At 71.0% G+C, this 23622-nt stretch carries 20 protein-coding genes and 1 tRNA gene; 13 read left to right on the plus strand and 8 right to left on the minus strand.

The window, feature by feature from the left end:
• Positions 1-77: 77 nt before the first annotated feature.
• From ACWC94_RS02095 to ACWC94_RS02110, 4 genes are all read right to left on the minus strand, one after another.
• A complete protein-coding gene (locus ACWC94_RS02095; RefSeq protein WP_450794412.1) occupies positions 78-911 on the minus strand; it encodes an S-methyl-5'-thioadenosine phosphorylase in 834 nt (277 codons plus the stop codon).
• 99 nt (positions 912-1010) lie between these two features.
• Positions 1011-1328 (minus strand): FmdB family zinc ribbon protein, encoded by a 318-nt coding sequence (locus ACWC94_RS02100; RefSeq protein ID WP_450794413.1) that lies wholly within the window; start codon positions 1326-1328, stop codon positions 1011-1013.
• A gap of 66 nt (positions 1329-1394) precedes the next feature.
• Entirely contained in the window at positions 1395-2693 is a 1299-nt protein-coding gene (locus ACWC94_RS02105) for an MFS transporter (protein WP_450794414.1), read from the minus strand.
• A 276-nt stretch (positions 2694-2969) separates the two neighbouring features.
• The gene (locus ACWC94_RS02110; protein WP_450794415.1) at positions 2970-4433 is read right to left on the minus strand and encodes a potassium/proton antiporter; all 1464 of its coding nucleotides are present in this window, start codon (positions 4431-4433) and stop codon (positions 2970-2972) included.
• Between the two features lie 254 nt (positions 4434-4687).
• Between ACWC94_RS02110 and ACWC94_RS02115 the strand changes: the two genes are divergently transcribed.
• Positions 4688-7516, plus strand: a complete 2829-nt coding sequence (locus ACWC94_RS02115; protein ID WP_450794416.1) for a penicillin acylase family protein — start codon at positions 4688-4690, stop codon at positions 7514-7516.
• Positions 7517-7588: 72 nt separating this feature from the next.
• Here the strand turns inward: ACWC94_RS02115 and ACWC94_RS02120 are convergent, their stop codons facing one another.
• The gene (locus tag ACWC94_RS02120; protein WP_450794607.1) at positions 7589-8170 is read right to left on the minus strand and encodes a 5-formyltetrahydrofolate cyclo-ligase; all 582 of its coding nucleotides are present in this window, start codon (positions 8168-8170) and stop codon (positions 7589-7591) included.
• Positions 8171-8302: 132 nt separating this feature from the next.
• Here ACWC94_RS02120 and galU point away from each other — a divergent pair, with 132 nt between their 5' ends.
• The 7 genes from galU to ACWC94_RS02155 all read left to right on the plus strand — a co-directional run bounded on the left by galU (position 8303) and on the right by ACWC94_RS02155 (position 13836).
• A complete protein-coding gene (gene galU / locus ACWC94_RS02125; protein ID WP_450794417.1) occupies positions 8303-9214 on the plus strand; it encodes a UTP--glucose-1-phosphate uridylyltransferase GalU in 912 nt (303 codons plus the stop codon).
• Positions 9211-10533: a molybdotransferase-like divisome protein Glp gene (glp, locus tag ACWC94_RS02130; protein WP_450794418.1), complete on the plus strand. Its 1323-nt coding sequence runs from the start codon at positions 9211-9213 to the stop codon at positions 10531-10533. The genes galU and glp overlap by 4 nt, the downstream gene beginning before the upstream one ends.
• Before the next feature lie 84 nt (positions 10534-10617).
• Positions 10618-11097 carry a cyclic pyranopterin monophosphate synthase MoaC gene (gene moaC, locus ACWC94_RS02135; RefSeq protein ID WP_450794419.1) on the plus strand — a complete coding sequence of 160 codons (480 nt, stop codon included), beginning with the start codon at positions 10618-10620 and terminating at the stop codon, positions 11095-11097.
• Positions 11094-11594, plus strand: a complete 501-nt coding sequence (locus ACWC94_RS02140; RefSeq protein ID WP_450794420.1) for a MogA/MoaB family molybdenum cofactor biosynthesis protein — start codon at positions 11094-11096, stop codon at positions 11592-11594. The genes moaC and ACWC94_RS02140 overlap by 4 nt, the downstream gene beginning before the upstream one ends.
• Before the next feature lie 20 nt (positions 11595-11614).
• Positions 11615-12238: a GNAT family N-acetyltransferase gene (locus ACWC94_RS02145; RefSeq protein WP_450794421.1), complete on the plus strand. Its 624-nt coding sequence runs from the start codon at positions 11615-11617 to the stop codon at positions 12236-12238.
• Between the two features lie 173 nt (positions 12239-12411).
• Entirely contained in the window at positions 12412-13671 is a 1260-nt protein-coding gene (gene sepX / locus ACWC94_RS02150) for a divisome protein SepX/GlpR (protein WP_450794422.1), read from the plus strand.
• A gap of 91 nt (positions 13672-13762) precedes the next feature.
• Positions 13763-13836 (plus strand) — tRNA-Ala (locus tag ACWC94_RS02155).
• 49 nt (positions 13837-13885) lie between these two features.
• Here the strand turns inward: ACWC94_RS02155 and ACWC94_RS02160 are convergent.
• The gene (locus tag ACWC94_RS02160) at positions 13886-14362 is read right to left on the minus strand and encodes a GNAT family N-acetyltransferase (RefSeq protein ID WP_450794423.1); all 477 of its coding nucleotides are present in this window, start codon (positions 14360-14362) and stop codon (positions 13886-13888) included.
• A gap of 78 nt (positions 14363-14440) precedes the next feature.
• Between ACWC94_RS02160 and ACWC94_RS02165 the strand changes: the two genes are divergently transcribed.
• The gene (locus tag ACWC94_RS02165; RefSeq protein ID WP_450794424.1) at positions 14441-15244 is read left to right on the plus strand and encodes an exodeoxyribonuclease III; all 804 of its coding nucleotides are present in this window, start codon (positions 14441-14443) and stop codon (positions 15242-15244) included.
• 32 nt (positions 15245-15276) lie between these two features.
• Here ACWC94_RS02165 and ACWC94_RS02170 read toward each other — a convergent pair whose 3' ends face one another.
• The gene (locus tag ACWC94_RS02170) at positions 15277-15912 is read right to left on the minus strand and encodes a MerR family transcriptional regulator (protein ID WP_450794608.1); all 636 of its coding nucleotides are present in this window, start codon (positions 15910-15912) and stop codon (positions 15277-15279) included.
• Between the two features lie 245 nt (positions 15913-16157).
• Here ACWC94_RS02170 and ACWC94_RS02175 point away from each other — a divergent pair, with 245 nt between their 5' ends.
• The 4 genes from ACWC94_RS02175 to ACWC94_RS02190 all read left to right on the plus strand — a co-directional run bounded on the left by ACWC94_RS02175 (position 16158) and on the right by ACWC94_RS02190 (position 19844).
• Positions 16158-17666: a flavin-containing monooxygenase gene (locus tag ACWC94_RS02175; protein ID WP_450794425.1), complete on the plus strand. Its 1509-nt coding sequence runs from the start codon at positions 16158-16160 to the stop codon at positions 17664-17666.
• Complete coding sequence (locus ACWC94_RS02180) at positions 17663-18631, plus strand: alpha/beta fold hydrolase (RefSeq protein WP_450794426.1); 969 nt, start codon at positions 17663-17665, stop codon at positions 18629-18631. The genes ACWC94_RS02175 and ACWC94_RS02180 overlap by 4 nt, the downstream gene beginning before the upstream one ends.
• Positions 18628-19512: an SDR family oxidoreductase gene (locus tag ACWC94_RS02185; RefSeq protein ID WP_450794427.1), complete on the plus strand. Its 885-nt coding sequence runs from the start codon at positions 18628-18630 to the stop codon at positions 19510-19512. The genes ACWC94_RS02180 and ACWC94_RS02185 overlap by 4 nt, the downstream gene beginning before the upstream one ends.
• Before the next feature lie 95 nt (positions 19513-19607).
• The gene (locus tag ACWC94_RS02190) at positions 19608-19844 is read left to right on the plus strand and encodes a hypothetical protein (RefSeq protein ID WP_450794428.1); all 237 of its coding nucleotides are present in this window, start codon (positions 19608-19610) and stop codon (positions 19842-19844) included.
• Positions 19845-19929: 85 nt separating this feature from the next.
• Here the strand turns inward: ACWC94_RS02190 and ACWC94_RS02195 are convergent, their stop codons facing one another.
• Positions 19930-23475, minus strand: coding sequence for a S41 family peptidase (locus tag ACWC94_RS02195; protein WP_450794429.1), 3546 nt, complete (start codon positions 23473-23475; stop codon positions 19930-19932).
• Positions 23476-23622: the final 147 nt, after the last annotated feature.

The following is a 23622-nucleotide window of genomic DNA, read 5'->3' on the forward strand; positions in this document are numbered from 1 at the left end:
GGAGCCCGTGGATCACCGACGGACTGTGGACAACTCGCTCACCCGAACGGGGAATTCCGATCGGTTGCGCGTGCGCCCTACGGCAGCTCGAAACCCGGATTCATCCCGCCGAGCGCGTTCACACACAGGCAGTCCCGTGCCGTGGTCTCCGGCAGTGCCGCCACCGCGTCGAACAGCACGCCGCGCAGCCGGTCCACGTTGGCCGCGAACACCCGTAGCACCTCTTCATGCGAAACGCCCTCGCCGGTCTCGGCGCCGGCGTCCAGGTCGGTGACCAGGGTCAGTGACGTGTAGCACAGCTCCAGTTCCCGGGCGAGCGCCGCTTCCGGATGACCGGTCATGCCCACGACCGACCAGCCCTGTGCCTGGTGCCACAACGATTCGGCACGCGTGGAGAAGCGCGGCCCCTCGATCACGACGAGCGTGCCGCCGTCCACGGGCTCCCAGTCACGCCCCCGGGCGGCCTTCAGGGCGACAGCCCGTCCGGTGGGGCAGTAGGGGTCGGCCATGGACACGTGCACGACGTTCGGCACGGTGCCGTCGGGCAGCGGCAACCCGTCGAAGTACGTCTGCGCCCGGGACTTCGTACGGTCCACGAACTGGTCCGGCACGAGCAGGGTGCCGGGGCCGTACTCCGGCCGCAGTCCGCCGACCGCGCAGGGACCGAGAACCTGCCGTGCGCCGACGGAACGCAGCGCCCACAGGTTGGCGCGGTAGTTGATGCGATGCGGCGGCAGATGGTGACCGCGGCCGTGCCGCGGCAGGAAGGCGACCCGCCGGCTGGCGATCTCGCCGAGGAAGAGGGAGTCGCTGGGCGGCCCGTAGGGGGTCTCCACCTGGACCTCGGTCACGTCGTCGAGGAACGAGTAGAAGCCCGAGCCGCCGATTACGCCGATCTCTGCGTTCGCCATGACCAGCACACTAGCGGGCGGCGAAACCGCGGGGGAGCCGGTGCCGGCCAGTGCCGAAGACCCTGCCGTCGTACGACGGCAGGGTCCGGGGAAGCGGTGTCAGGCGGCCGAGCTGCTGGTGGAGCCGGCCGCGGACGACGTCGCGGACGACGCCGTGGACGACTTCGAGTCGGACGAAGACGTGCTGGACGAACTCGACGTGCTCGACGACTTCGACGCCGGGCTGCTGCTCGACGTGGAGCCGCGGGAGTCGTTGCGGTAGAAGCCGGAACCCTTGAAGACGATGCCGACCGCGGAGAACACCTTCTTCAGGCGGCCACTGCAGTTGGGGCACTCGGTCAGGGCGTCATCGGTGAACTTCTGCACCGCCTCAAGGCCCTCGCCGCACTCGGTGCACTGGTACTGGTAGGTCGGCACTGTCTCCTCCTGGCACTCTCACTCAATGAGTGCTAACGACGGTCCATAGTGACGCATTCCCGGGGATCAGTCCACCGTCACCGGCACGCGGTGACCGACGCCACGTGCGACGGTCCGGTTCTGCTGCCGCGCGACCAGCCGCGACCGCAGCGCCAGCAGGATCACCAGCGCGACCACGGTGCCCGCCATCGGCACCAGGAATCCCGCACCGTCCCACAGCCGGTCCTCCAGCTGCCCCGAGACCGTGACGGCCGCCGCCTGGCCGAGCGCGACCGCACCGGTCAGCCAGGTGAAGGCCTCCGTGCGGGCACCGGCCGGGACCAGGCCCTCGACCAGCGTGTAGCCGGTGATCAGCGCCGGCGCGATGCACATGCCGACCAGCAGGCCGAGCCCGGCGAGCAGCGGCACCGAGTGCGCCGTCCACAGGGCGGACGCGACGATCGCGAGCGCCGTGTAGCCGACGACCAGGCGGCGCTGGGGGGCGACCTTCCAGGCGATCGCGCCGCAGACGATGCCGGACAGCATGTTTCCGGCGGCGAAGACGCCGTACAGGACACCGTTCAGGCCGGGCTCGCCGATCGACTCGGTGAACGCCGCCAGCGACACCTGCATGCCGCCGAAGACGGACCCGATACCGAGGAAGGTCACGACCAGGACGCGCACGCCGGGCACCCGCAGGGCGGAGGCGTGCTCCACGCGTGCGTGCCCGCTCTCCCCGCTCACCGGCGGCTGCGTGCCCTTCTGCGCGGCGAACAGCAGCCCGCCGACAAGGGTCAGCGCACCCTCGGTGACCAGCCCCGCGGCCGGAGCCACGGTGGTGCACAGGGCGGTCGCCAGCAGCGGACCGAAGACGAAGGTCAGCTCGTCCGTGACCGACTCGAACGCCGCCGCGGTGGTCATCAGGGGCGAGCCCTGCAGCTTCACGCCCCAGCGCGCACGCACCATGGGGCCGACCTGCGGCACCGAGGCGCCCGTGGGGACGGCCGCCAGGAACAGCGCCCACAGGGGCGCGTGCGCCAGCGCGAGCGCCGTCAGCGACAGGCCCGCCAGCGTGTGCACGAGGACGCCGGGGACCAGCACGGCGCGCTGGCCGTAGCGGTCGGCGAGTCGACCGCTGTACGGCGCGAAGAGCGCCATCGAGACACCGGTGACGGCCGCGGTGGCGCCCGCGGCGCCGTACGAGCCGGTGGTGTGCTGCACGAGCAGCACGATGGAGAGGGTGAGCATCGCGAACGGCTGGCGCGCCGCGAAACCGGGGAGCAGGAAGGTCCAGGCGCCGCGGGTGCGCAGCAGCTGTCCGTATCCCGGGCGGGAGGAGGCCGGCGAGGTCTTCTCCGGTTCGGTGGTGGTGACCGTGGATCCCACGGCCCGTGCCTTTCTGCCGCCTGGTAGCGCGGGCCGTGTGGGCCCGGGTGCCGAGAGCTGTCCTCTTGCGCGGACTGCGGTAGATACCGGCGCCCACTGCGGGTGGGGGGACCCGGCCGCCATACGGTCGCGCCAGCTCTGCGTCAGGCAGAGTTGGTTCGATCAGGGTGCGCCTTCATGCTACAGGGATCAGTGCCGCCCCCGGCTGTGAAAACGAGCACCACGACGGCGGGCCACCTGTGATTTCACGGGGTGTGAACCGCCCGAAACGCGCCCTTAACGCAAGCTGCCCGCCCCGTCCGTGCCCAGCCAGCTGGCCAGCTTGCCGCCGTGGGCGACCGCGCGCAGACGTCGTTCCGCCGCGTCGCGCACCGGGTCGGTGGCGACGACGAGCAACTCGTCGCCGCGGCGCAGCACGGTCGTGGGCAGCGGAACGAACGATTCTCCTTCGCGGACGACGAGCGTGACGGCGGCCCCGGCCGGCAGGCGCAGCTCGCTGACCTCGACACCGTGCATGCGGGAGCCCTCCGGGATCGAGATGGACAGCAGGTGCCCGCGCAGCCGCTCCAGCGGTGCCGACTCGATCCCCAGGTCGGAGGCCTCGCCCTGCTCGCCCAGGCGCAGCGTGCGCGCCAGCCACGGCAGGGTCGGCCCCTGGACCAGGGTGTAGACCACGACCAGTACGAAGACGATGTTGAAGATGCGGCGGCTGCCCGTGACGCCGTTCACCATCGGGATCGTTGCCAGGATGATGGGCACGGCGCCGCGCAGTCCCGCCCACGACATCAGGGACTGCTCCTGCCACGGCACGCGGAACGGCGCCAGGCTGAGCACCACGCTCAGCGGACGGGCCACCATGGTCAGGACGAGCCCGATGACCAGGGCGGGCCACACGTCGTCGCCCAGCTCGTGCGGGGTGACCAGCAGGCCGAGTACGACGAACATGCCGATCTGCGCGATCCAGCCGAGCCCCTCGGCGAAGCCGCGCGTGGCGGGCCAGTGGGGCAGCTTGGCGTTGCCGAGGACCATCGAGGCCAGGTAGACGGCCAGGAAGCCGCTGCCGTGCGCCAGGGCGCCGGCGGCGTACGCGGTGACGGCGATGGCCATCACGGCGATCGGGTAGAGGCCCGAGGCGGGCAGCGCCACGTGCTTGAGTCCCCAGGAGCCGAACCAGCCCACGGCGAGTCCCAGGGCGGCGCCGATGGCCAGCTCCAGGGCTATCTCGCCCAGCAGGACGTACCAGTGCTCGACCGGACCGGCCGTGCAGAAGGCGACGACCAGGATGACCACCGGGGCGTCGTTGAAGCCGGACTCCGCTTCCAGCGTGCCCGTCACGCGCGCGGGGAGGGGAACTCTGCGCAGTACCGAGAAGACCGCCGCCGCGTCCGTCGACGACACCACCGCGCCGATGATGAGCGCCTGCCGCCACTCCAGCCCGATCAGATAGTGGGCGCCCGCCGCGGTGACCCCCACGCTGACGGCGACTCCGGCGGTCGCCAGGACGCAAGCGGACGACAGGACCGGCCTGATCGCCTTCCACTTCGTGCCGAGACCACCCTCGGCGAGGATCACGACCAGAGCCGCGTACCCCATGACCTGGGTCAGTGCTGCGCTGTTGAAATGGATCTCGCCGATGCCGTCCTGGCCCATGAGGACGCCGATCGCCAGGTAGACGAGCAGGCTGGGGAGCCCGCTGCGGGAGGAGATCCGCACGGCCGCTACGGCGACGAGCAGGACCACGGAGCAGACGAGCAGGAGCTGGTTGAGGTGGTGAACAGTCAGCGGCGGTCCCTCCCTGAGATCTCCGGTTACTTCGTTACCTTACCTAACTCTTGACGCTTTCTTGACGCTCGGCGAGGCAAGATCGAACGCTCGTGCGCGCTGGTTCCCGACTCCGCGTCAAGCGGGACAGGGCCCTGCGCCTATGGTTGCTCCAGCGCTCATTCAAAGTCACAGCCCGACCTGCCGCTCGCGTTAGGACAGCAAGGACAGCGATGCCCCCCAACACCACCGCCACAACGGGTGACAAGCCCGCCAAGTCCGGCAGGAAGAAGGGGCGCAAAGCCCGATTGGTCGTGCTGGTCCTGGTACTGGCCGTCATCGGAGGCATCGCCTACGGGGCGTACTGGTCGATCAGCACCGTCCGTGCCTCCTTCCCGCAGACCACGGGTTCGATCACGCTCGACGGCCTGTCGGGACCGGTCGACGTCAAGCGGGACGGCAACGGCATCCCGCAGATCTACGCCTCCTCCGACGAGGACCTGTTCATGGCGCAGGGGTACGTCCAGGCGCAGGACCGGTTCTGGGAGATGGACGTACGCCGGCACATGACGTCCGGGCGCCTGTCGGAGATGTTCGGCAAGAGCCAGGTCAAGAACGACGAGTTCCTGCGCACGCTCGGCTGGGACCGGATCGCCGGGCAGGAGTACGACACCAAGCTGTCGGCCTCCACGAAGAAGTACCTCCAGGCGTACGCCAAGGGGGTCAACGCCTACCTCCAGGGCAAGAGCGGCAAGGACATCTCCCTGGAGTACGCCGCCCTGGGCTTCACCAATGACTACAAGCCGCAGAAGTGGACCCCGGTCGACTCCGTCTCCTGGCTGAAGGCGATGGCCTGGGACCTGCGCGGCAACATGCAGGACGAGATCGACCGGGCCCTGATGGCCAGCCGTCTCGGCCCGCAGCAGATCCAGGACCTGTACCCGGAGTACCCCTACGGCCGCAACAAGCCGATCGTGCAGGAAGGCCAGTACAGCGCGCTGACCAAGTCCTTCCAGCAGGGCGGCGCCACTGGCGCCTCCCAGGGCACCGGCACGACAGGCACGCCCGGCACGTCCGGTGCGACGACCGGGGGCGCCACGGGCGCCTCTGGGCGCACGGCGGGCACGGGAGGCTCTTCCACCTCGGGGGCGACCGGATCGACGCTCAGGAGCCAGCTGGGGGGCCTCTACAGCGTCCTGGACGACGTTCCTACCGCCGTCGGTGTGAACGGCCAGGGCATCGGCTCCAACTCCTGGGTGGTGGCCGGGAAGTACACGATCACCAAGAAGCCGCTGCTCGCCAACGACCCCCACCTGTCCGCGTCACTGCCGTCCGTCTGGTACCAGATGGGCCTGCACTGCCGCAGCGTCTCCAGTAAGTGCCAGTACGACGTCACCGGCTACACGTTTGCCGGAATGCCCGGTGTGATCATCGGCCACAACGCGAACATCGCCTGGGGCATGACCAACTCCGGGGTCGACGTGAGCGACCTCTACCTGGAGAAGGTGAGCGCGAACGGCTACCTGTACGACGGCAAGATCCGGCCGTTCACGACCCGCCAGGAGACCATCAAGGTCGCCGGCGGCGCCGCCAAGACCATCGTCGTGCGCCAGACGCAGGACGGCATGCCACTGCTGTCCGACCGTGACGACGAACTCGTCGAGGTCGGCAAGAAGGCCACGGTCAACACCGCCGCACCCGACCGGGGCGACGGCTACGGCATCGCCCTGAGGTGGACCGCGCTCGACCCGGGCACCTCCATGGACGCCGTCTTCGCCCTCGACAGGGCGGCGGACTGGAGCGACTTCCGCCAGGCGGCCGCCCTGTTCGACGTGCCTTCGCAGAACCTGGTCTACGCCGACACCGACAATCACATCGGCTACACGCTGCCCGGCAGGATCCCCACACGCTCCTCCGCCGACGACGGCTCCATCCCGGCGCCGGGCTGGGACGCGAAGTACCGCTGGACCGGCTTCATCAAGCAGGACGAGCTGCCCTACGAGTTCGATCCCAAGCGCGGCTACATCGTCACCGCCAACCAGGCCGTGGTCGACAAGGGCAAGTACCCGTACACGCTCACCACCGACTGGGGCTACGGCACCCGCAGCCAGCGCATCGCCGACCTGATCGAATCCAAGATCAACAACGGTGGCAAGGTCTCGCCCGACGACATGCGGCAGATGCAGCTGGACAACAGCAGCGAGATCGCCAAGCTCCTGGTGCCGAAGCTGCTGAAGATCAACCTCGACGACAAGAACGTGCGCGACGCGCAGAAGCTGCTGGAGGGCTGGGACTACACCCAGGACGCCGATTCCGCGGCAGCCGCCTACTTCAACGCCGTCTGGCGCAACATCCTCAAGCTCTCCTTCGGCAACAAGCTCCCCAAGGAACTGCGCGTCAAGGGGCAGTGCCTGTGGGTCGACAAGATCGACAGCACCGGTCCGGTCGACGACGACGCCAAGGTGCGCGAGTGCGGCGAGCGTGACGCCGACCAGGCGCAGCCGGACGGCGGCGACCGCTGGTTCGAGGTCGTGCGCACCCTGATGGAGAAGCCGGACAGCGACTGGTGGAAGACACCCAAGTCGGGCACCCGTCCCGCGGCGAACAACGTGGACCAGCTCTTCGCCCGCGCCATGATCGACGCCCGCTGGGAGCTGACCGCCAAGCTCGGCAAGGACATCGACACCTGGAGCTGGGGCCGGCTGCACCGCCTGTTCCTGAAGAACCAGACGCTCGGCACCGACGGCCCCCAGGTGCTGCAGTACATCCTCAACCGCGGCCCCTGGAAGCTCAGTGGCGGCGAGGCCACGGTGAACGCCACCGGCTGGAACGCCGCCGGCGGCTACAACGTCGTCTGGGTGCCGTCCATGCGGATGGTCGTCAGCCTCGCCGACTTCGACAAGTCCAGGTGGATCAACCTGACCGGTGCCTCCGGGCACGCGTTCAGCGCGCACTACACGGACCAGACGGGCCTGTGGGCCAAGGGCGAGCTGCTGCCCTGGTCGTTCTCGGCCAAGGCGGTCGACAAGAGCACGAGCGACACGCTCGTCCTCAAGCCGTGAGCCGCTGACGACACGGCGCGCGAAACGGCCCTCCACGCACGCGTGGAGGGCCGTTTTCCGTGCCGTGTCCGGTCAGGCGCTCGGGAAGCGGCGCACGCCGGAGGGCGTCACCACCGCGTGCACCGGCTTGTCGTGCGCCTCCGCGGGGACGCGTGCGACGACCTCCGTGTCGTACAGGAGCACCGCGAGCCGGGGGCGTGCGCCCGCGCGCTCCAGGCGGGCCAGCACGCGGTCGTATGACCCTCCGCCGCGCCCCAGGCGCATCCCGCGCGCGTCCACCGCGAGACCGGGCAACAGCACCACGTCCGCGGCCGTCACGGCGTCCGGACCGAGACGCGCGCCGGAGGGCTCGAAGAGCGCCATCTTGCCGCCGTGTTGGACCCGCGCAAGGGAGCCCGGACCGGCGTATGCGCCCCAGTCCAGGTCGTTGTCGGGCAGGAGCGCCGGGAGCAGGACCCGTACGCCCCGCGCGCGCAGCGCGTCCAGCAGCGCCGCCGTGCCGGGCTCGCTGCCCACCGAGACGTACGCCGCCACCGTGCGCGCACACGCCAGCTCGGGCAGTTCCAGCGCGCGCTCCGCCAGCGCGCGCCCCGTCTCGTCGACGTCATCGGCCGTCAACCTGTTCCTCACCGACAGGAACTCCCGCCGCAACATCCGCTTGTCAGGCTCGCTCGCGCGTCCGTCGTGTTCCACGGCTCGTCCCTGCACCCTTCCGATGCGGCCATATAAGGGTCAACCAACCAGAGCCACAGATTCCCTGCAAAGGCACCGGATAAGGTTGCGGGCATGACTGAGTCGCACCCGAGGATCAGCAAGGCTGTCATTCCCGCGGCGGGTCTCGGTACCCGGTTCCTGCCGGCGACCAAGGCCACTCCCAAGGAGATGCTGCCGGTCGTGGACAAGCCGGCGATCCAGTACGTGGTCGAGGAGGCCGTGTCGGCGGGGCTCGACGACGTGCTCATGATCACCGGGCGGAACAAGCGTCCCCTCGAGGACCACTTCGACCGCAACTACGAGCTCGAGTCGGCGCTCGAGAAGAAGGGCGACGCCGAACGGCTCGCGAAGGTGCAGGAGTCCAGCGACCTGGCGACCATGCACTACGTGCGCCAGGGCGACCCCAGGGGCCTGGGCCACGCGGTGCTGTGCGCCGCCCCGCACGTCGGCCACGAGCCCTTCGCGGTCCTCCTGGGCGACGACCTGATCGACCCGCGCGACCCCCTGCTGCAGCGCATGATCGAGGTGCAGCAGCAGCACGGGGGCAGTGTGATCGCCCTCATGGAGGTCGCGCCCGAGCAGGTCCACCTCTACGGCTGCGCGGCCGTGGAGGCGACCGCCGACGGTGACGTCGTGCGGGTCACCGGACTGGTCGAGAAGCCGGACGCGGCGGACGCCCCGTCGAACTACGCGGTCATCGGCCGTTACGTCCTCGACCCGCACATCTTCGACGTCCTGCGCAAGACCGAGCCGGGCCGCGGCGGGGAGATCCAGCTCACCGACGCGCTGCAGCAGCTCGCGACGGACGAGAAGGTGGGCGGCCCGGTGCACGGTGTCGTCTTCAAGGGCCGCCGCTATGACACCGGCGACCGCGGCGACTACCTGCGTGCCATTGTCAGACTCGCGTGCGAACGTGAAGACCTGGGCCCGGGCTTCCGGACCTGGCTCCGCAGTTACGTAGCCGAGGAGATGCAGCAATCTTGAGCAGCGCCGCGACCCACCCCGCCGGCCCGGACCAGCTGTGGTCGGTGGACGACCACCTGGAGGACATCCTCTCGACGGTCCGCCCCCTCGAACCCATCGAGCTGCAACTGCTCGACGCCCAGGGCTGCGTCCTGGTCGACGATGTCACGGTGCCGGTGTCCCTGCCGCCGTTCGACAACAGCTCCATGGACGGGTACGCGGTGCGGGTCGCGGACGTCGCCGGCGCCAGCGAGGAGTTCCCGGCCGTCCTGGAGGTCGTCGGTGACGTCGCGGCAGGCGTGGCCGACCCGGTCCGGGTCGGCCCCGGCCAGGCCGCCCGCATCATGACCGGCGCCCCGCTGCCGCCCGGCGCCGAGGCCGTCGTCCCGGTGGAGTGGACCGACGGCGGACTCGGCGAGGGCCCGGTGAGCGGCATGCGGGCGCGCAGCCTCGCCCCCGAGGGCGCCGAGGGCCACGTGCGCGTGCACCGCCCCGCCGAGGCACGCGCGCACGTGCGCGCCAAGGGCAGCGACGTGAAGGCCGGCGACCGCGCCCTGAAGGCCGGGACGATCCTCGGCCCGCCGCAGATCGCACTGCTGGCCGCGATCGGCCGCGGCACGGTACGCGTGCGCCCGCGCCCGCGCGTGGTCGTCGTGTCCACCGGAAGCGAACTCGTCCAGCCCGGCGAGGAACTGGCCGGCGGCCAGATCTACGACTCCAACAGCTTCGCCCTGACCGCGGCCGCGCGGGACGCCGGCGCCATCGCCTACCGGGTGGGCGCCGTCGCCGACGACGCCGAGACCCTCCGCTCCACCATCGAGGACCAGCTCATCCGCGCCGACCTGCTGGTGACCACGGGCGGGGTGAGCGTGGGGGCGTACGACGTGGTCAAGGAGGCGCTGTCGTACGCCGGTGACGAGGACGAGGCGGGCAGCGGCGTGGAGTTCCGCAAGCTCGCCATGCAGCCCGGCAAGCCCCAGGGCTTCGGCTCCATCGGCCCCGACCACACGCCGCTGCTGGCTCTGCCGGGCAACCCCGTGTCGTCGTACGTCTCCTTCGAGCTGTTCGTCCGTCCCGCCATCCGCGCCCTGATGGGCCTCACGGACGTGCACCGGCCCCGGGTCCGGGCCACCCTGAAGGCGGACAAGGCGCTGCGCTCGCCCCAGGGGCGTCGGCAGTTCCTGCGCGGTGCGTACGGCGACGGCGAGGTGACCCCCGTGGGCGGCACCGGCTCGCACCTGATCGCCGCGCTGGCGCACGCCGACGCGCTGATCGTCGTTCCCGAGGACGTGGAGTCCGTCGAGTCCGGCGCCGAGGTGGAGGTGGTCCTGCTCGGCTGAGCCCCGTTGGTTGGCGGTACCGTGTCGCGCACAGCAGGCCCGTGCACCGCACTGTGACGGGCCCGGACCGGGAGCGCCACAGCCATGAGTACCGAGGACCGACTGACGCACATCGACGACGCGGGTGCCGCTCGCATGGTCGACGTATCCGGGAAGGACGTGACCGCGCGCACCGCCCGCGCCAGCGGCCGCGTCCTCGTCTCACCCCGCGTGGTCGAGCTGCTGCGCGGCGAGGGAATGCCCAAGGGGGACGCACTCGCCACCGCGCGTATCGCCGGCATCATGGGCGCCAAGCGCACCCCGGACCTGATCCCGCTGTGCCACCCGTTGTCGGTGTCCGGTGTGAAACTGGATCTGTCGGTCGCGGACGACGCCGTGGAGATCCGGGCCACCGTGAAGACGACGGACCGTACGGGTGTCGAGATGGAGGCCCTCACGGCCGTGACGGTCGCCGCGCTCACCGTGATCGACATGGTCAAGGCGGTCGACAAGGGAGCGGTCATCACGGACGTACGGGTGGAGGAGAAGACGGGCGGCAAGTCGGGCGACTGGAGCCGGGCATGACCTACCGCGCTCTGGTGGTCACCGCCTCCAACAGGGCTGCCGCGGGTGTCTACGAGGACAAGGGCGGCCCCTTGATCGCCGACGGCCTGAAGGGCTTCGGGTTTGCCGTCGACGGCCCGCGGATCGTCCCGGACGGAGATCCCGTGGAAGCGGCCCTGCGCGAGGGAGCCGACGCCGGGTACGACGTCATCGTCACCACCGGCGGCACCGGTATCTCCCCCACCGACCGCACGCCCGAGGCGACCCGCGCGGTGATCGACCACGAGGTGCCGGGCATCGCTGAGGCCATCCGGGCGTTCGGACGGCAGAAGGTTCCGACCGCGGCGCTCTCCCGGGGCCTGGCCGGGGTGGCGGGAAGGACCCTGATCGTCAATCTGCCGGGCTCCACGGGCGGGGTGAAGGACGGCCTCGCCGTGCTGGAGCCCCTGCTGGTCCACGCCGTCGACCAGCTCCGCGGCGGCGACCATCCCAGACCCAGTAGCGGGGGTGCGAGCTGAACAGCCCTTCCTGGCCCGTCGTGCTGGCGGACGGCGATGTCGTCCTCCGGCCGATAAAGCTGCGCGACCAGCGGGCCTGGCGCGAGGTGAACCGGCGCAACCGGGACTGGCTGCGCCCCTGGGAGGCGACCATTCCGCCGCCCACGCCGAGCGGGCCGCTCGTGCACCGGCCGACCTACCGCCAGATGGTCCGGCACCTGCGTTCGGAGGCCCACGCGGGCCGGATGCTGCCGTTCGTCATCGAGTACCAGGGGCGGCTCGTCGGTCAGTTGACGGTCGCCGGGATCACCTGGGGGTCGATGTGCTCGGGGCACATCGGCTACTGGGTGGACGAGGCCGTGGCCGGTCGCGGGGTGATGCCGACGGCTGTCGCGCTCGCGGTGGACCACTGTTTCCGCGCGGTCGGACTGCACCGCATCGAGGTCTGCATTCGCCCCGAGAACCGGCCCAGCCGCCGGGTCGTGGAGAAACTCGGATTCCGCGAGGAGGGGCTCCGGCCGCGTTATCTGCACATCGACGGGGCCTGGCGCGACCATCTGGTGTTCGCGCTCACCGCGGAAGAGGTGCCCGACGGGTTGCTCGCGCGGTGGCAGCGGGCCCGATCCCAGCAGGTGCGGCAGAAACCCCAGAGCACGGGAAATTGAATGTGTGTTCGAAATTGATCGGCCGTTGACCGTCTCGGAGTCATTCAATTCACGCCTACGGTGGTCCGCTGATCGCATCGGTCGCAAAAGAAGCTGGAAATATCAGCCAGATCGTGCGACACACCGGCCCAATTGGCAGATGGCCTCACGCAAACCCCTCTACGGTGTGAGACGTGAGCAGCAGCGGCCTCATCTACGCAGTCATTGTCGGGGCCTGGGCCGCCTACTTGGTGCCGATGTGGCTCCGTAGGCAGGACGAGCTGAACGAGGCCCGTCCGACGGAACGCTTCAGCACCGCCATCCGGCTGCTGTCCGGACGGGCGGGAATGGAGCGCCGGTACGCCAAGGACCTGCGGGCGCGCTCCACCGAGGAGGGGGAGCCGGACACCGGCGACCCGGACGCGGTCACCGACTCGGTGGACGTCCGGGCCTTCGCCATGCCTCCGACCCGCCGTCAGGTGCACGCCGACGTCGAACTCGACGCGCCCGTGAAGGCGGAACCGGCACGCGAGCAGGCCGCCGGGCCGGCACCCAAGGCCAAGGTCAAGCCCAAGCCCCCGTCCGGTGTCGTGCCGGCGCCGGGCACCGCGCCCGCGACCGGCAGCGTGTCCCCGTCCGGCACCGCGCCCGCGCAGAAGCGTGTGCCGGCCGCGCGGCGTTCACCCTCGGCGCAGGCGGCCGCAGCGCGCGCCCAGCGCTCGAAGGTCCTCGCGCGCCGCCGGCGCACCACTGTCATGCTCTTCCTCGCCTTCACGTTCGGCGCCATCGTCGCCGCCGTCGGCGGGCTCACCTTCCTGTGGGCACCGGCCGCACCAGCCATGCTGCTCAGCGCGTACATCGCCTATCTGCGCTCCCAGGAGCGCCGTCGCTTCGCGTATCAGATGGACCGCCGGCGCGCCGAGGACGCCGCACAGCGCCTGCGGGAGCGCCAGCCGCGTCGGCGCGCGCCCATCGAGACGGAAGCCGGCGCGGACGAAACGGAGGAGGCCCCTCAGGCCGAGACCGACACCGGGCTCGCCGCGCTCGCCGCGGACCGGCGCGCCCTGGTCGAGCAGACGGACCACGCCGAGTGGGTCGACCAGCAGCGCGAGCGGCAGCGGCGGCCCGGCGGGGACAGCTGGGAACCGGTGCCGGTGCCCCTGCCGACGTACGTGACCGCACCGGTCGCGCCGCGTGCCACGTCCGACGTGGATCTGGGGGCACCGGGCACATGGAGTTCGGCGCGCTCCAGCTCGGTCGCTCCGGAGCACGAGGCGAGCCGTGCGCCGCAGGCCGGGGCGACCGAGCCGGCGCCCGCGGCCGAGGGCAGGGCGGCCGACGGCCGCAGCGACGCGCGCCGTGCGGCCTCCGCGCGCCGGGCGCGCGAGCGCGGCGGCACGCCCCTCTTCGATCAGTACGAGGACGGCGACCGCCCGCGCGCGGCCAACGAGTGACGGCCGCCACACTTCGGGAAGGCGCGCTGACCAGTCAGGGAGCGGATTTCCGAGCACCCCGATCGGGATGCTAAAGTTTCACTCGTTGCAAGGGCCTGTGGCGCAGTCCGGTAGCGCACCTCGTTCGCATCGAGGGGGCCAGGGGTTCAAATCCCCTCAGGTCCACGCAGCATGAAGCCCCAGTCGGCGAAGGCCGACTGGGGCTTCATCGTGTCTACAGCTTCTTCGCGAAGCAGCGGCTCTCCTCGAAGTGGCGGTAGTAGCCGAACTTGGCGCAGGGCTCGTAGCCGCTGGAGGTGTACAGGGCGATGGCCTCCGGCTGCTTGGAGCCCGTCTCCAGGACCATGCGGACGCGTCCGGCCATGCGGGCATCCTCCTCCAGGGCCGAGAGTATGCGGCGGGCGAGACCCAGGCCGCGCATCTCCGCGATCACGAACATGCGCTTGAGCTCGGCGTCGCCGTCCTCGTTGCCCTCCTCGTTGCGGTCCTGGCTGCGCCAGCCGCCGGTGGCCACGGGACGGTCGAACTCGTCGTACGCGATCAGATAGACGCCGTGAGGCGGGTCGAAGTCCGCCGTGTCGAGGACGGTGGCGTCCCCGTCGTCGCCGTAACGCTCGGCGTACTCGGCCTGCACCTCGTCGTTGAGCTTCATGGCGTCGGGGTGGTCGAAACGGACACGGCGTATATTCATGCTGGGCATCGTACTTCTATGCGGGGGTCGGGGACGGGGCTTTCCGGGCCCCGACCAGTGTGCCGGTATCGTGCCCTGGTGCTGACTGTGACCTCGGTGAACGTGAACGGACTGCGAGCCGCCGCCAAGAAGGGCTTCGTGGAGTGGCTCGCGCAGACCTCCGCGGACGTCGTCTGCCTGCAGGAGGTGCGCGCCGAGCCGCACCAGCTGCCCGAGGAGGTGCGGCTGCCCGACGGCTGGCACGTCGCGCACGCCCCGGCGGCCGCCAAGGGCCGCGCGGGCGTCTCCCTCTACACCCGGCGTGAGCCCGACCGCGTCCGTGTCGGTTTCGGCTCGGCCGAGTTCGACGGCAGCGGGCGCTACGTCGAGGCCGACCTGCCCGGCGTCACCGTCGCCTCCCTCTATCTGCCCTCCGGTGAGGTCGGCACCGAGCGGCAGGACGAGAAGGTCCGCTTCATGGGCGAGTTCCTCGGCCACCTCAAGGAACTGCGCGAGCGGGCCGCCGCCGACGGCCGCGAGGTGGTCGTGTGCGGCGACTGGAACATCGCCCATCAGCAGGCCGACCTCAAGAACTGGCGCGCCAACACCAAGAACTCAGGCTTCCTGCCCGAGGAACGCGAGTGGCTCGGCCGGGTGTTCGCCGCCGAGGAGGGCGGCTACGTCGATGTCGTGCGGGTCCTGCACCCGGACGTCGACGGACCGTACACCTGGTGGTCGTACCGGGGGCGGGCCTTCGACAACGACTCCGGATGGCGCATCGACTACCACGTCGCCACGCCCCGGCTCGCCGGCAAGGCCGTCAAGGGCTTCGTCGAGCGCGCGGCCACGCACGCCGAGCGCTGGTCCGACCACGCGCCGGTGACCGTCGTCTACGACCTGTAGGCGCGCGGAGTCGGCCTCGCGCCGGGGCGCGTTCAGGTGTTGTGCGCGCCTGTCTCCTTGGTGAGGCGCCGGTCCAGGGCCAGGGAGAGTTCCGCCTCCACCACGCTGCGGGCCAGGGGGCGCAGGCGGGGGAGGTCCTCCTGGGCGGCGTGGCGCAGGATCAGGTCGGTGAAGAGTTCCGCCAGGGCGTCGGCGTGTTCACGGACACGGGCGGCGGCCGTGAGCACCTCGCCGAGCGGGATGCCCTCGCGGACCAGCGCGGAGGAGACGTCCAGCAGCCGGCGGCTGATGTGGACGATCTCGTCGCCGTCCGTGCCGAGGTAGCCCAGTTCCAGGGCGGCGGCGAGGTTCTCGGCGGTGACCTCGTCCTCGAAGTAGGCGGCGAGTTCCTCGGGGGTGAGGCGGACCGGCTCCTCCTCGCTCGGGGTGTCGACGCCGAGGAGGTCGGCGACGTTCCGGCCCTGGTCGAGGGCCTCCGCGAGCTCCGCGATGCCGTTCAGTGTGTGGCCGCGCTCCAGCAGGGCCGCGATGGTGCGCAGGCGGGCCAGGTGGTGTTCGTCGTACCAGGCGATACGGCCCTCGCGGCGGGGTGGCGGGATCAGCTTGCGCTCGCGGTAGAAGCGCAGGGTGCGCACGGTGATGCCGGCCAGGCGTGCCAGCTCCTCCATCCGGTACTCGCGCGGCCCGGTGCCGTGCGCGCCGTGGTGCGCGTCCTGGTGCGCGCCGTCCTGTTCCTCGTGCCGGGCGCCCTGACTCGCCTTGCGTCCACCGTCGTCTGCCACGCCCGCAGCCTATGTTGTACCGCCGGTAACTTTCCCTTCGCGCCCCCTACCGCTCGGTACGGAGCTGCTCTACAGTCCCATTGCGCCAGTGTTCACTGGCGGAGTCCAAGGTGATGCGTGGAGGCTTCGGGATGGCCGAGCACGAGCATGTACGGGTGGCGGTGATCGGGTCCGGGTTCGGCGGGCTGGGGGCCGCGGTGCGGCTGCGCCGGGAAGGGATCACCGACTTCGTCGTCCTGGAGAGGGCGGACAGCGTCGGCGGCACCTGGCGGGACAACAGCTACCCCGGGTGCGCCTGCGACGTGCCCTCCCACCTCTACTCCTTCTCCTTCGCGCCCAACCCCGACTGGCCGCGCACCTTCTCCGGGCAGCGGCACATCCGCGCCTACCTGGAGCACGTCAGCGACCTCTTCGGGCTGCGCCCGCACATCCGCTTCGGCTCCGAAGTGAAGATGATGACCTGGGACGCTCAGAACCTGTGGTGGGAGATCGAGACCGTGCGTGGCACGCTCACCGCCGACGTCGTCGTCTCCGCCACCGGGCCGCTGTCCGACCCGAAGACCCCGGAGATCCCGGGCCTGGACTCCTTCCCGGGCAAGGTGTTCCACTCCGCCCGCTGGGACCACGGCTACGATCTGCGCGGCAAACGCGTCGCCATGGTCGGCACCGGTGCTTCCGCCATCCAGATCGTGCCGTCCATCCAGCCGCAGGTCGGCCGGCTCACCCTCTTCCAGCGCACCCCGCCCTGGATCGTGCCCCGGGTCGACCGGGCCATCAGCGGCGCCGAGCGCCGGCTGCACCGGTCGATGCCCTTCACCACCCAGCTCAGGCGCGGCATGCTCTGGGGCATCCGGGAACTGCAGGTCCAGGCGTTCACCAAGCGCCCCGACGAACTCGGACTCGTCGAACGGCTCGCCAAGCGCAACATGGCCCGCGCCATCAAGGACCCGGCCCTGCGCGCCAAGCTCACCCCCGACTACCGCATCGGCTGCAAGCGCATCCTGCTGTCCAGCACCTACTACCCGGCGCTGGCCAGGCCGAACGTGGACGTCGTCGCCAGCGGGCTCAGCGAGATCCGAGGCTCGACCGTCGTCGCGGCCGACGGCACCGAGGCCGAGGTCGACGCGATCATCTTCGGCACGGGCTTCCACGTCACGGACATGCCGATCGCCGAGCGGGTGACCGGGGCCGAGGGCATCACGCTCGCGGAGTCCTGGAAGAACGGCATGCAGGCGCTGCGCGGCGCCGCGGCCGCCGGCTTCCCGAACTGGATGACGATCATCGGGCCCAACACCGGCCTCGGGAACTCCTCCATGATCCTCATGATCGAGTCCCACCTGAACTACATGGCCGACTATCTGCGCCAACTGGACGTCCTCGGGGGCCGTACGGCCCTCGACGCCCGGCCCGCGGCCGTCGAGGACTGGAACCGCAAGGTCCAGGAGCGCATGACGCGCACCGTGTGGAACACCGGCGGCTGCACCAGCTGGTACCTGGACGCGAGCGGCCGCAACACCACCGTCTGGCCCGGTACGACGTCCGAGTTCCGGCGTGCGACCCGGCGGGTGGACCTCTCCGAGTACGAGGTCATCCGCAGGCCGGCCACGGTGCCCGGGAAGCAGAGCGAGGCCGTCGCATGAGCCGCCGCGCCTCCGTCACCTCCGGCCCCTACGCCCCGCCCGTCCCCTCCCGTGAGCTCACCGTCGACTCCGCCGACGGCGCGCGGCTGCATGTCGAGGTGCACGGGCCCGAGGACGCGCCCCCCGTCGTCCTCTCCCACGGATGGACCTGTTCGACCGCCTTCTGGGCCGCGCAGACACGGGACCTGGCGGCCGACCACCGGGTGATCGCCTACGACCAGAGAGGGCACGGGCGCAGTCCCGCGAGCCCCGCGTGCACGACCCACGCGCTGGCGGACGACCTGGAAGCGGTGCTCGCGCAGACGCTCGCGCGCGGCGAGAAGGCGCTGATCGTCGGCCACTCCATGGGCGGGATGACGGTCATGGCCGCGGCCGCGCGCCCACGGTTCCGTGAGCACGCCGCCGCTGTCCTGCTGTGCAGCACCGGCAGCTCGCGGCTGGTCGCGCAGGCGCGTGTGGTGCCGTTGCGCGCCGGGCGTACGCGCACCTGGATCACCGGGCGTGTTCTAGGCGCGCGCGCCCCGCTCGGACCGGTCACGCCGGTTGCGAAGAGCATCCTCAAGTACGCCACCATGGGCGCCGGTTGCGCACCGCACATGGTGGAGGCGTGCGCGCGGATCGTGCACGCCTGCCCGCCCGCCGTGCGCCACGCCTGGGCCGGCGTGCTCGAGGCGCTCGATCTCGACCACGGCGTACGGGAGTTGCATGCGCCCACCGCGGTGGTGCACGGCGCGTCCGACAGGCTCACGCCCCCCGTGCACGCCCGCGCGCTGGTCGCGACGCTGCCGCACTGCGTCGGCCTCACCGAGCTGGCCGGTGTGGGCCACATGACCCCGATCGAGGCTCCCGGCCTGGTGATCGGCAGGATCCGGGAACTCGTCACCACGTACGTCACCGGGACCGACTCCGGCGACGAGCACGACGGGCACCGTTCCACCCCGGCGCAGATCAAGGAGGGCGCATGAGCAGGGTCAGCCTCGAAGGACAGGTCGCGGTCGTGACCGGAGCGGCGCGCGGGGTCGGTGAGCTGCTGGCACGCAAGCTCTCCGCGCGCGGCGCGAAGGTCGCGCTGGTCGGGCTGGAGGAGGAGGCGCTGAAAGAGGTCGCCTCGCGCCTGCACAGCGACAGCGCCCACTGGTACGCCGACGTCACCGACCACGAGACGATGACGCGGGTCGCGCAGGAGGTGAAGGCGCGGTTCGGGAAGGTCGACATCGTGGTGGCGAACGCCGGTGTGGCGACGGGCGGTCCGTTCGTCGACTCCGATCCGCAGGCATGGCGGCGCGTGATCGAGGTCAACCTGATCGGTTCGGCGGTGACCGCGCGGGCGTTCCTGCCGGTGCTCGTGGAGAGCCGGGGCTATCTGCTGCAGATCGCCTCGCTCGCCGCGATCACCCCGGCGCCGATGATGACGGCGTACTGCGCGTCCAAGTCGGGTGTGGAGGCGTACGCGCACAGTCTGCGCGCCGAGGTCGGCCACCAGGGCGTGCGCGTCGGCGTCGGGTACCTGTCCTGGACCGACACCGACATGGTGCGCGGCGCCGACCAGGACGACGTGATGCGGGAGTTGCGCCAGCGGCTGCTGTGGCCGTCCAACAAGACGTACCCGCTGGGGCCGACGGTGGACCGGATCGTCGCGGGGATCGAGCGGCGCTCGGCGCATGTCTACGGGCAGTGGTGGCTGAGGGGCATGCAGGGCGTGCGCGGGTATCTGCCGGCGCTCATCGGGACGGTCGGGCAGCGCGAGATGAAGCGGTTCGCGCCCCGTCTGCAGGGGATGCGCTCCGGACTCGTCGGTGCGGGTGGGGCGGCGGACGAAGCAGCTCGCGCTACGCGCCGTGACTGATCCACATGCACACCGTGGTCGGCCGTGTGAATCTGGGTGAGGCCCCACCGGAGGGGCCGATTCCCCCACCTCACCCACTACGGGAGTGAACCCACATGGGTATGAAGGACAAGGCCAACGAGTGGCAGGAACAGGGCAAGCAGAAGCTCGGTGAGGCCCGTGAGCGGGCCGGCCAGCGCGGCCAGCAGCCCCAGCGTGGCCAGCAGCCCCAGCGTGGCCAGCAGCAGCCGCAGCGCGGCCAGCAGCCCCAGCGCGGTCACGAGAACATGCGTGACATCGAGGACACGGAAGCGGAGATGGAAGACCGCTTCGACCGGGACTACGACGCGTAGTAGTCGCTGCGCTCGGCTTTGGCCGGTTCGGCGTGGGGCGCCCTTCTCCGCGGAGGGTGCCCCACGTTTGCGTTCAGGGCGGCGGCTAGGACGTCGGGCGCGGGGGGAGCTTGGGGCGGGAGCGGTCGGGGGCCTCGCTGTAGTCGGGGGGAAGGGCCGCCGGGTTGGACTCCAGGAGTTCCAGGGCCAGTTGGACCGCGTCGTCCAGCTGGGCGTGGCGGCCCTCCGCCCAGTCCAGGGGGGTGCGCATGATCTCCAGGTCGGGGGCGACGCCGTGGTTCTCCACGGACCAGCCGTAGGCGTCGAACCAGGCCGCGTTCATCGGCACGGTGATGACCGTGCCGTCGCCCAGCCGGTGGCGGCCGGTCATGCCGACCACACCGCCCCAGGTGCGCTGCCCGACCACCGGGCCGAGCTTCAGCAGCTTGAAGGCGGCCGTGATCATGTCGCCGTCCGACGAGGTCGCCTCGTCGGCGAGGGCCACCACGGGGCCCCGCGGGGCGTTCGAGGTGTACGACACCGGTTGCGCGTCCCTCGTCAGGTCCCAGCCCAGGATGGTCCGGGTCAGCTTCTCTATGACGAGTTCGCTGATGTGCCCGCCCGCGTTGCCGCGCACGTCCACGATCAGGGCCGGCCGGGACACCTCCATGCGCAGGTCGCGGTTGAACTGGGCCCAGCCGGAGCCGCCCATGTCGGGGATGTGCAGGTAGCCGCACTTGCCGCCGCTCAGCTCCCGGACGACGTCGCGGCGTTTGGCGACCCAGTCCTGGTAGCGCAGCGGCCGTTCGTCGACGAGCGGGACGACGGCGACCCGGCGGGCGTGTCCCTCGCCGTCCGCCTGGGCGAACGTCAGCTCCACGGTCGTACCACCGGAACCGGCGAGCAGCGGATACGGGCCGGTCACCGGATCGACCGGGCGGCCGTCGACGTGGGTGAGGATCGCGCCCTCGCGGATGCCGGTGCCGGCCAGCGGTGAGCGGGCCCTGGAGTCGGAGGAGTCGCCGGGCAGGATGCGTTTGACGATCCAACCCTCCTCGCGGTGAGCGAAGTTGGCGCCGAGGAGGCCCTGCCAGCGCTGGTAGTGGGGCGGGCCCTCGTTGCGGCGGGCGGCGGTGACGTAGGCGTGCGAGGTGCCCAGTTCGCCGAGGACCTCCCGCAGGAGATCGGCGAACTCGTCGGGGGAGGCGATCCGTTCGACGAGGGGACGGTACTGGTCGAGCACCGCGTCCCAGTCGATGCCGCTCATGCCCGGGTCCCAGAAGTAGGCGCGGATGATCCGTCCCGCCTCGTCGTAGGCCTGACGCCACTCGGCGGGCGGGTCGGCCGCGTGCAGGAGGCGGCGCAGGTCGATCCAGACGGTCGTGTCGCTGTCGCCCAGCTCCGTGGAGGGGACCGCGCGCAGGTCGCCCTCGTCGACGACGACCAGGCGGGTGCCGTCGCCGCTGACCGCGAACCAGTCCAGGTGGTCGACCAGTTCGGACTTCTTCGCCTTGGTGATGTTGAAGTACTCCAGGGTCGGGCGGCCGCTGATGTCGGAGGGGTTGACGAAGGTCTCGCCGAGCGCGCCGGAGATCGGCCAGCGCAGCCAGACCAGTCCGCCGCCGGCGACCGGGGACAGCCCGGAGTACTTGGAGGCGATCACCGGGAACGGCGTGACCCGCATCGCCAGGCCCTCCACCTCCACGGTCACCGTGCCGGCCTCGCCGGTGTCCTCGTCCTCGAGCGGGTCGAGTCCGCCGGCCGCCGGACGGCCCTCGGGGTTCAGGGCGAAGGGGGAGGGCGTCGCCGAGTTCAGCGGGACGAGGTACGGGCGGCAGCCGAGCGGGAAGGACAGGTCGCCGGTGTGGACGTCGTAGACCGGGTCGAAGCCGCGCCAGGAGAGGAAGGCGAGATAGCGGCCGTCGCGGGTGAAGACGGGGTTCTCGTCCTCGAAACGGCCGTTGGTCACGTCCACGATCAGCCGGTCCTTGATACGGGCCAGCTTGATCTGGCGCAGGGAGCGGCCGATGCCCGGGTGGGACCAGGTGAGCCAGGCGCCGTCCGGCGAGAAGGCGAGGTCGCGGACGGGGCCGTTGAGGGAATGGATCAGCTCGGTGACCCGGCCTCCGGCGGCTTCCGCGGCTCCGGCGCCCCGCTCGCCGGCAGCTGCTGCGGTTACGGCGCCCTGTCCGCCGGTGCCTGCTTCGCGTTCGGGGCCTCGTTCTTCGGAGCCTCGTTCCTGGGAGCCCGCTTCGGATTCGGCGCCCTGTTCATCGGCACTCGCTGCGGATTCGGCGCCCCGACCGCCACCCTCGCCCTCATCGACCTCCCCGCTGTCCTCGGCCTTCCCGCTGTCCTGGACCTCCCCGCTGCCCTCGGCCTCCCCGCTGTCCTCGGCCTCTCCGGCGTCCTCGACCTCCCCGCCCTCCTCCCCCACGTCGATCAGCAGCAACCGTCCGTCGTGTGAAGCGGTCGCCAGTCGTTCGCCCAGCGGGTCGGAGACCATCTCCAGGACCCGGCCCAGGGCTCCGGAGGCGAGCCGGCGGGGGGCGCGGTCGCCGGTCGCGCGGGGGAGCTGGGCGATCTCGACGGCGTCCTCGCCCTCGGCGTCCGTCACATACGCCACCTGGCCGGTCGTGCCGAGCATCTCCGGTAGCCGTACCCGCACCCCGGGCGTGTCGGTGATCGTACGGGCGGGGCCGTCGCGGTGGGTGAGCCAGTACAGGCTGCCGCGTACGACGACGGCGCTGGCCCGGCCGGTGTCGTCCACGGAGATGCCGTCGACGTGCTGCGCGGCCGGCACCTGGTAGCGGCGGCGCCCGGTGGCCGGCCCGCTGAGGCGGATGTCCAGCTTGCGCGGTACGGCGTCCGGGGAGAAGTCGTCCACCAGCCACAGGTCGCCCGCGCACTGGTAGACCACCCGGCTGCCGTCGCTGGAGGCGTGCCGGGCGTAGAAGGCGTCGTGGTCGGTGTGGCGGCGCAGGTCGGTGCCGTCGTGGGCGCAGGAGTACAGGTTGCCGACGCCCTCGTGGTCGGAGAGGAAGGCGATCCGGCCGGCGACGAACATGGGGGAGGCCAGGTGGCCGCCGATGTCGGGCAGGAGGCGTTGTCCGTGCAGCCAGAGGCGGCCCGTGGCGCCGCCGCGGTAGCGCTTCCAGGAGGCCGGTTCGTGCGGCGGGGTGCCGGTGAGCAGCAGGGTCTTGTGCTGTCCGTCGATGTCGGCGACCTGGATGTCGGAGACCGGGCCCCAGGGCAGCTTGCGGCCCGGGTCGCCGTCGGTGGTCACCTTGTAGGCCCAGGTGAAGTAGGAGAAGGGCTCGCCGTGGGAGGCGACGGCCAGGATGTCGGTGTTGCCGTCCTCGTCGGGGGGTGTCCATCCGCAGACCTGTGTGTCGGTGCTGCCCCAGTACGTCAGCTGCCGCGCGGGGCCGCCGTCGACGCTCACGAGGTGGATCTCGGGTACGAGGCTGCGCCAGTTCGTGTACGCGATGTGGCGGCCGTCGGGCGAGAAACGCGGGTGCCCGTCCTTCGTACGGTCCACCGTGAGCCGCCAGGCCCGGCCGGGGGTGTCGAGGGGGGCCAGCCACAGGTCGTCCTCGGCCACGAAGCACAGCAGGTCGCCGCTGAGGTGGGGGAAGCGCAGATAGCTCACCTCCCCATGCTTTTCCGCGTACGGGGGCACAGCAACTTATGCGCCCTTCACGTTCGTGACCCAAGGCACGTACGAAACCGTTTCGTTTCGAATGCGATTCGGGGTATCGTCATGGTGACGAAGAAGAAGGCCGCGGAGCGGAAGGTG

The organism is Streptomyces sp. NPDC001135 (assembly GCF_053598395.1).

Excerpts from the sequence above, each read along its gene's own strand:
- ACWC94_RS02185 (WP_450794427.1), top strand. The coding sequence starts at position 18,628 with ATGAGCAGGGTCAGCCTCGAAGGACAGGTCGCGGTCGTGACCGGAGCG.
- ACWC94_RS02160 (WP_450794423.1), bottom strand. The coding sequence starts at position 14,362 with ATGAATATACGCCGTGTCCGTTTCGACCACCCCGACGCCATGAAGCTC.
- ACWC94_RS02115 (WP_450794416.1), top strand. The coding sequence starts at position 4,688 with ATGCCCCCCAACACCACCGCCACAACGGGTGACAAGCCCGCCAAGTCC.
- galU (WP_450794417.1), top strand. The coding sequence starts at position 8,303 with ATGACTGAGTCGCACCCGAGGATCAGCAAGGCTGTCATTCCCGCGGCG.
- ACWC94_RS02190 (WP_450794428.1), top strand. The coding sequence starts at position 19,608 with ATGGGTATGAAGGACAAGGCCAACGAGTGGCAGGAACAGGGCAAGCAG.
- moaC (WP_450794419.1), top strand. The coding sequence starts at position 10,618 with ATGAGTACCGAGGACCGACTGACGCACATCGACGACGCGGGTGCCGCT.
- ACWC94_RS02175 (WP_450794425.1), top strand. The coding sequence starts at position 16,158 with ATGGCCGAGCACGAGCATGTACGGGTGGCGGTGATCGGGTCCGGGTTC.
- ACWC94_RS02120 (WP_450794607.1), bottom strand. The coding sequence starts at position 8,170 with ATGTTGCGGCGGGAGTTCCTGTCGGTGAGGAACAGGTTGACGGCCGAT.
- ACWC94_RS02095 (WP_450794412.1), bottom strand. The coding sequence starts at position 911 with ATGGCGAACGCAGAGATCGGCGTAATCGGCGGCTCGGGCTTCTACTCG.
- ACWC94_RS02140 (WP_450794420.1), top strand. The coding sequence starts at position 11,094 with ATGACCTACCGCGCTCTGGTGGTCACCGCCTCCAACAGGGCTGCCGCG.
- ACWC94_RS02170 (WP_450794608.1), bottom strand. The coding sequence starts at position 15,912 with ATGGAGGAGCTGGCACGCCTGGCCGGCATCACCGTGCGCACCCTGCGC.
- ACWC94_RS02180 (WP_450794426.1), top strand. The coding sequence starts at position 17,663 with ATGAGCCGCCGCGCCTCCGTCACCTCCGGCCCCTACGCCCCGCCCGTC.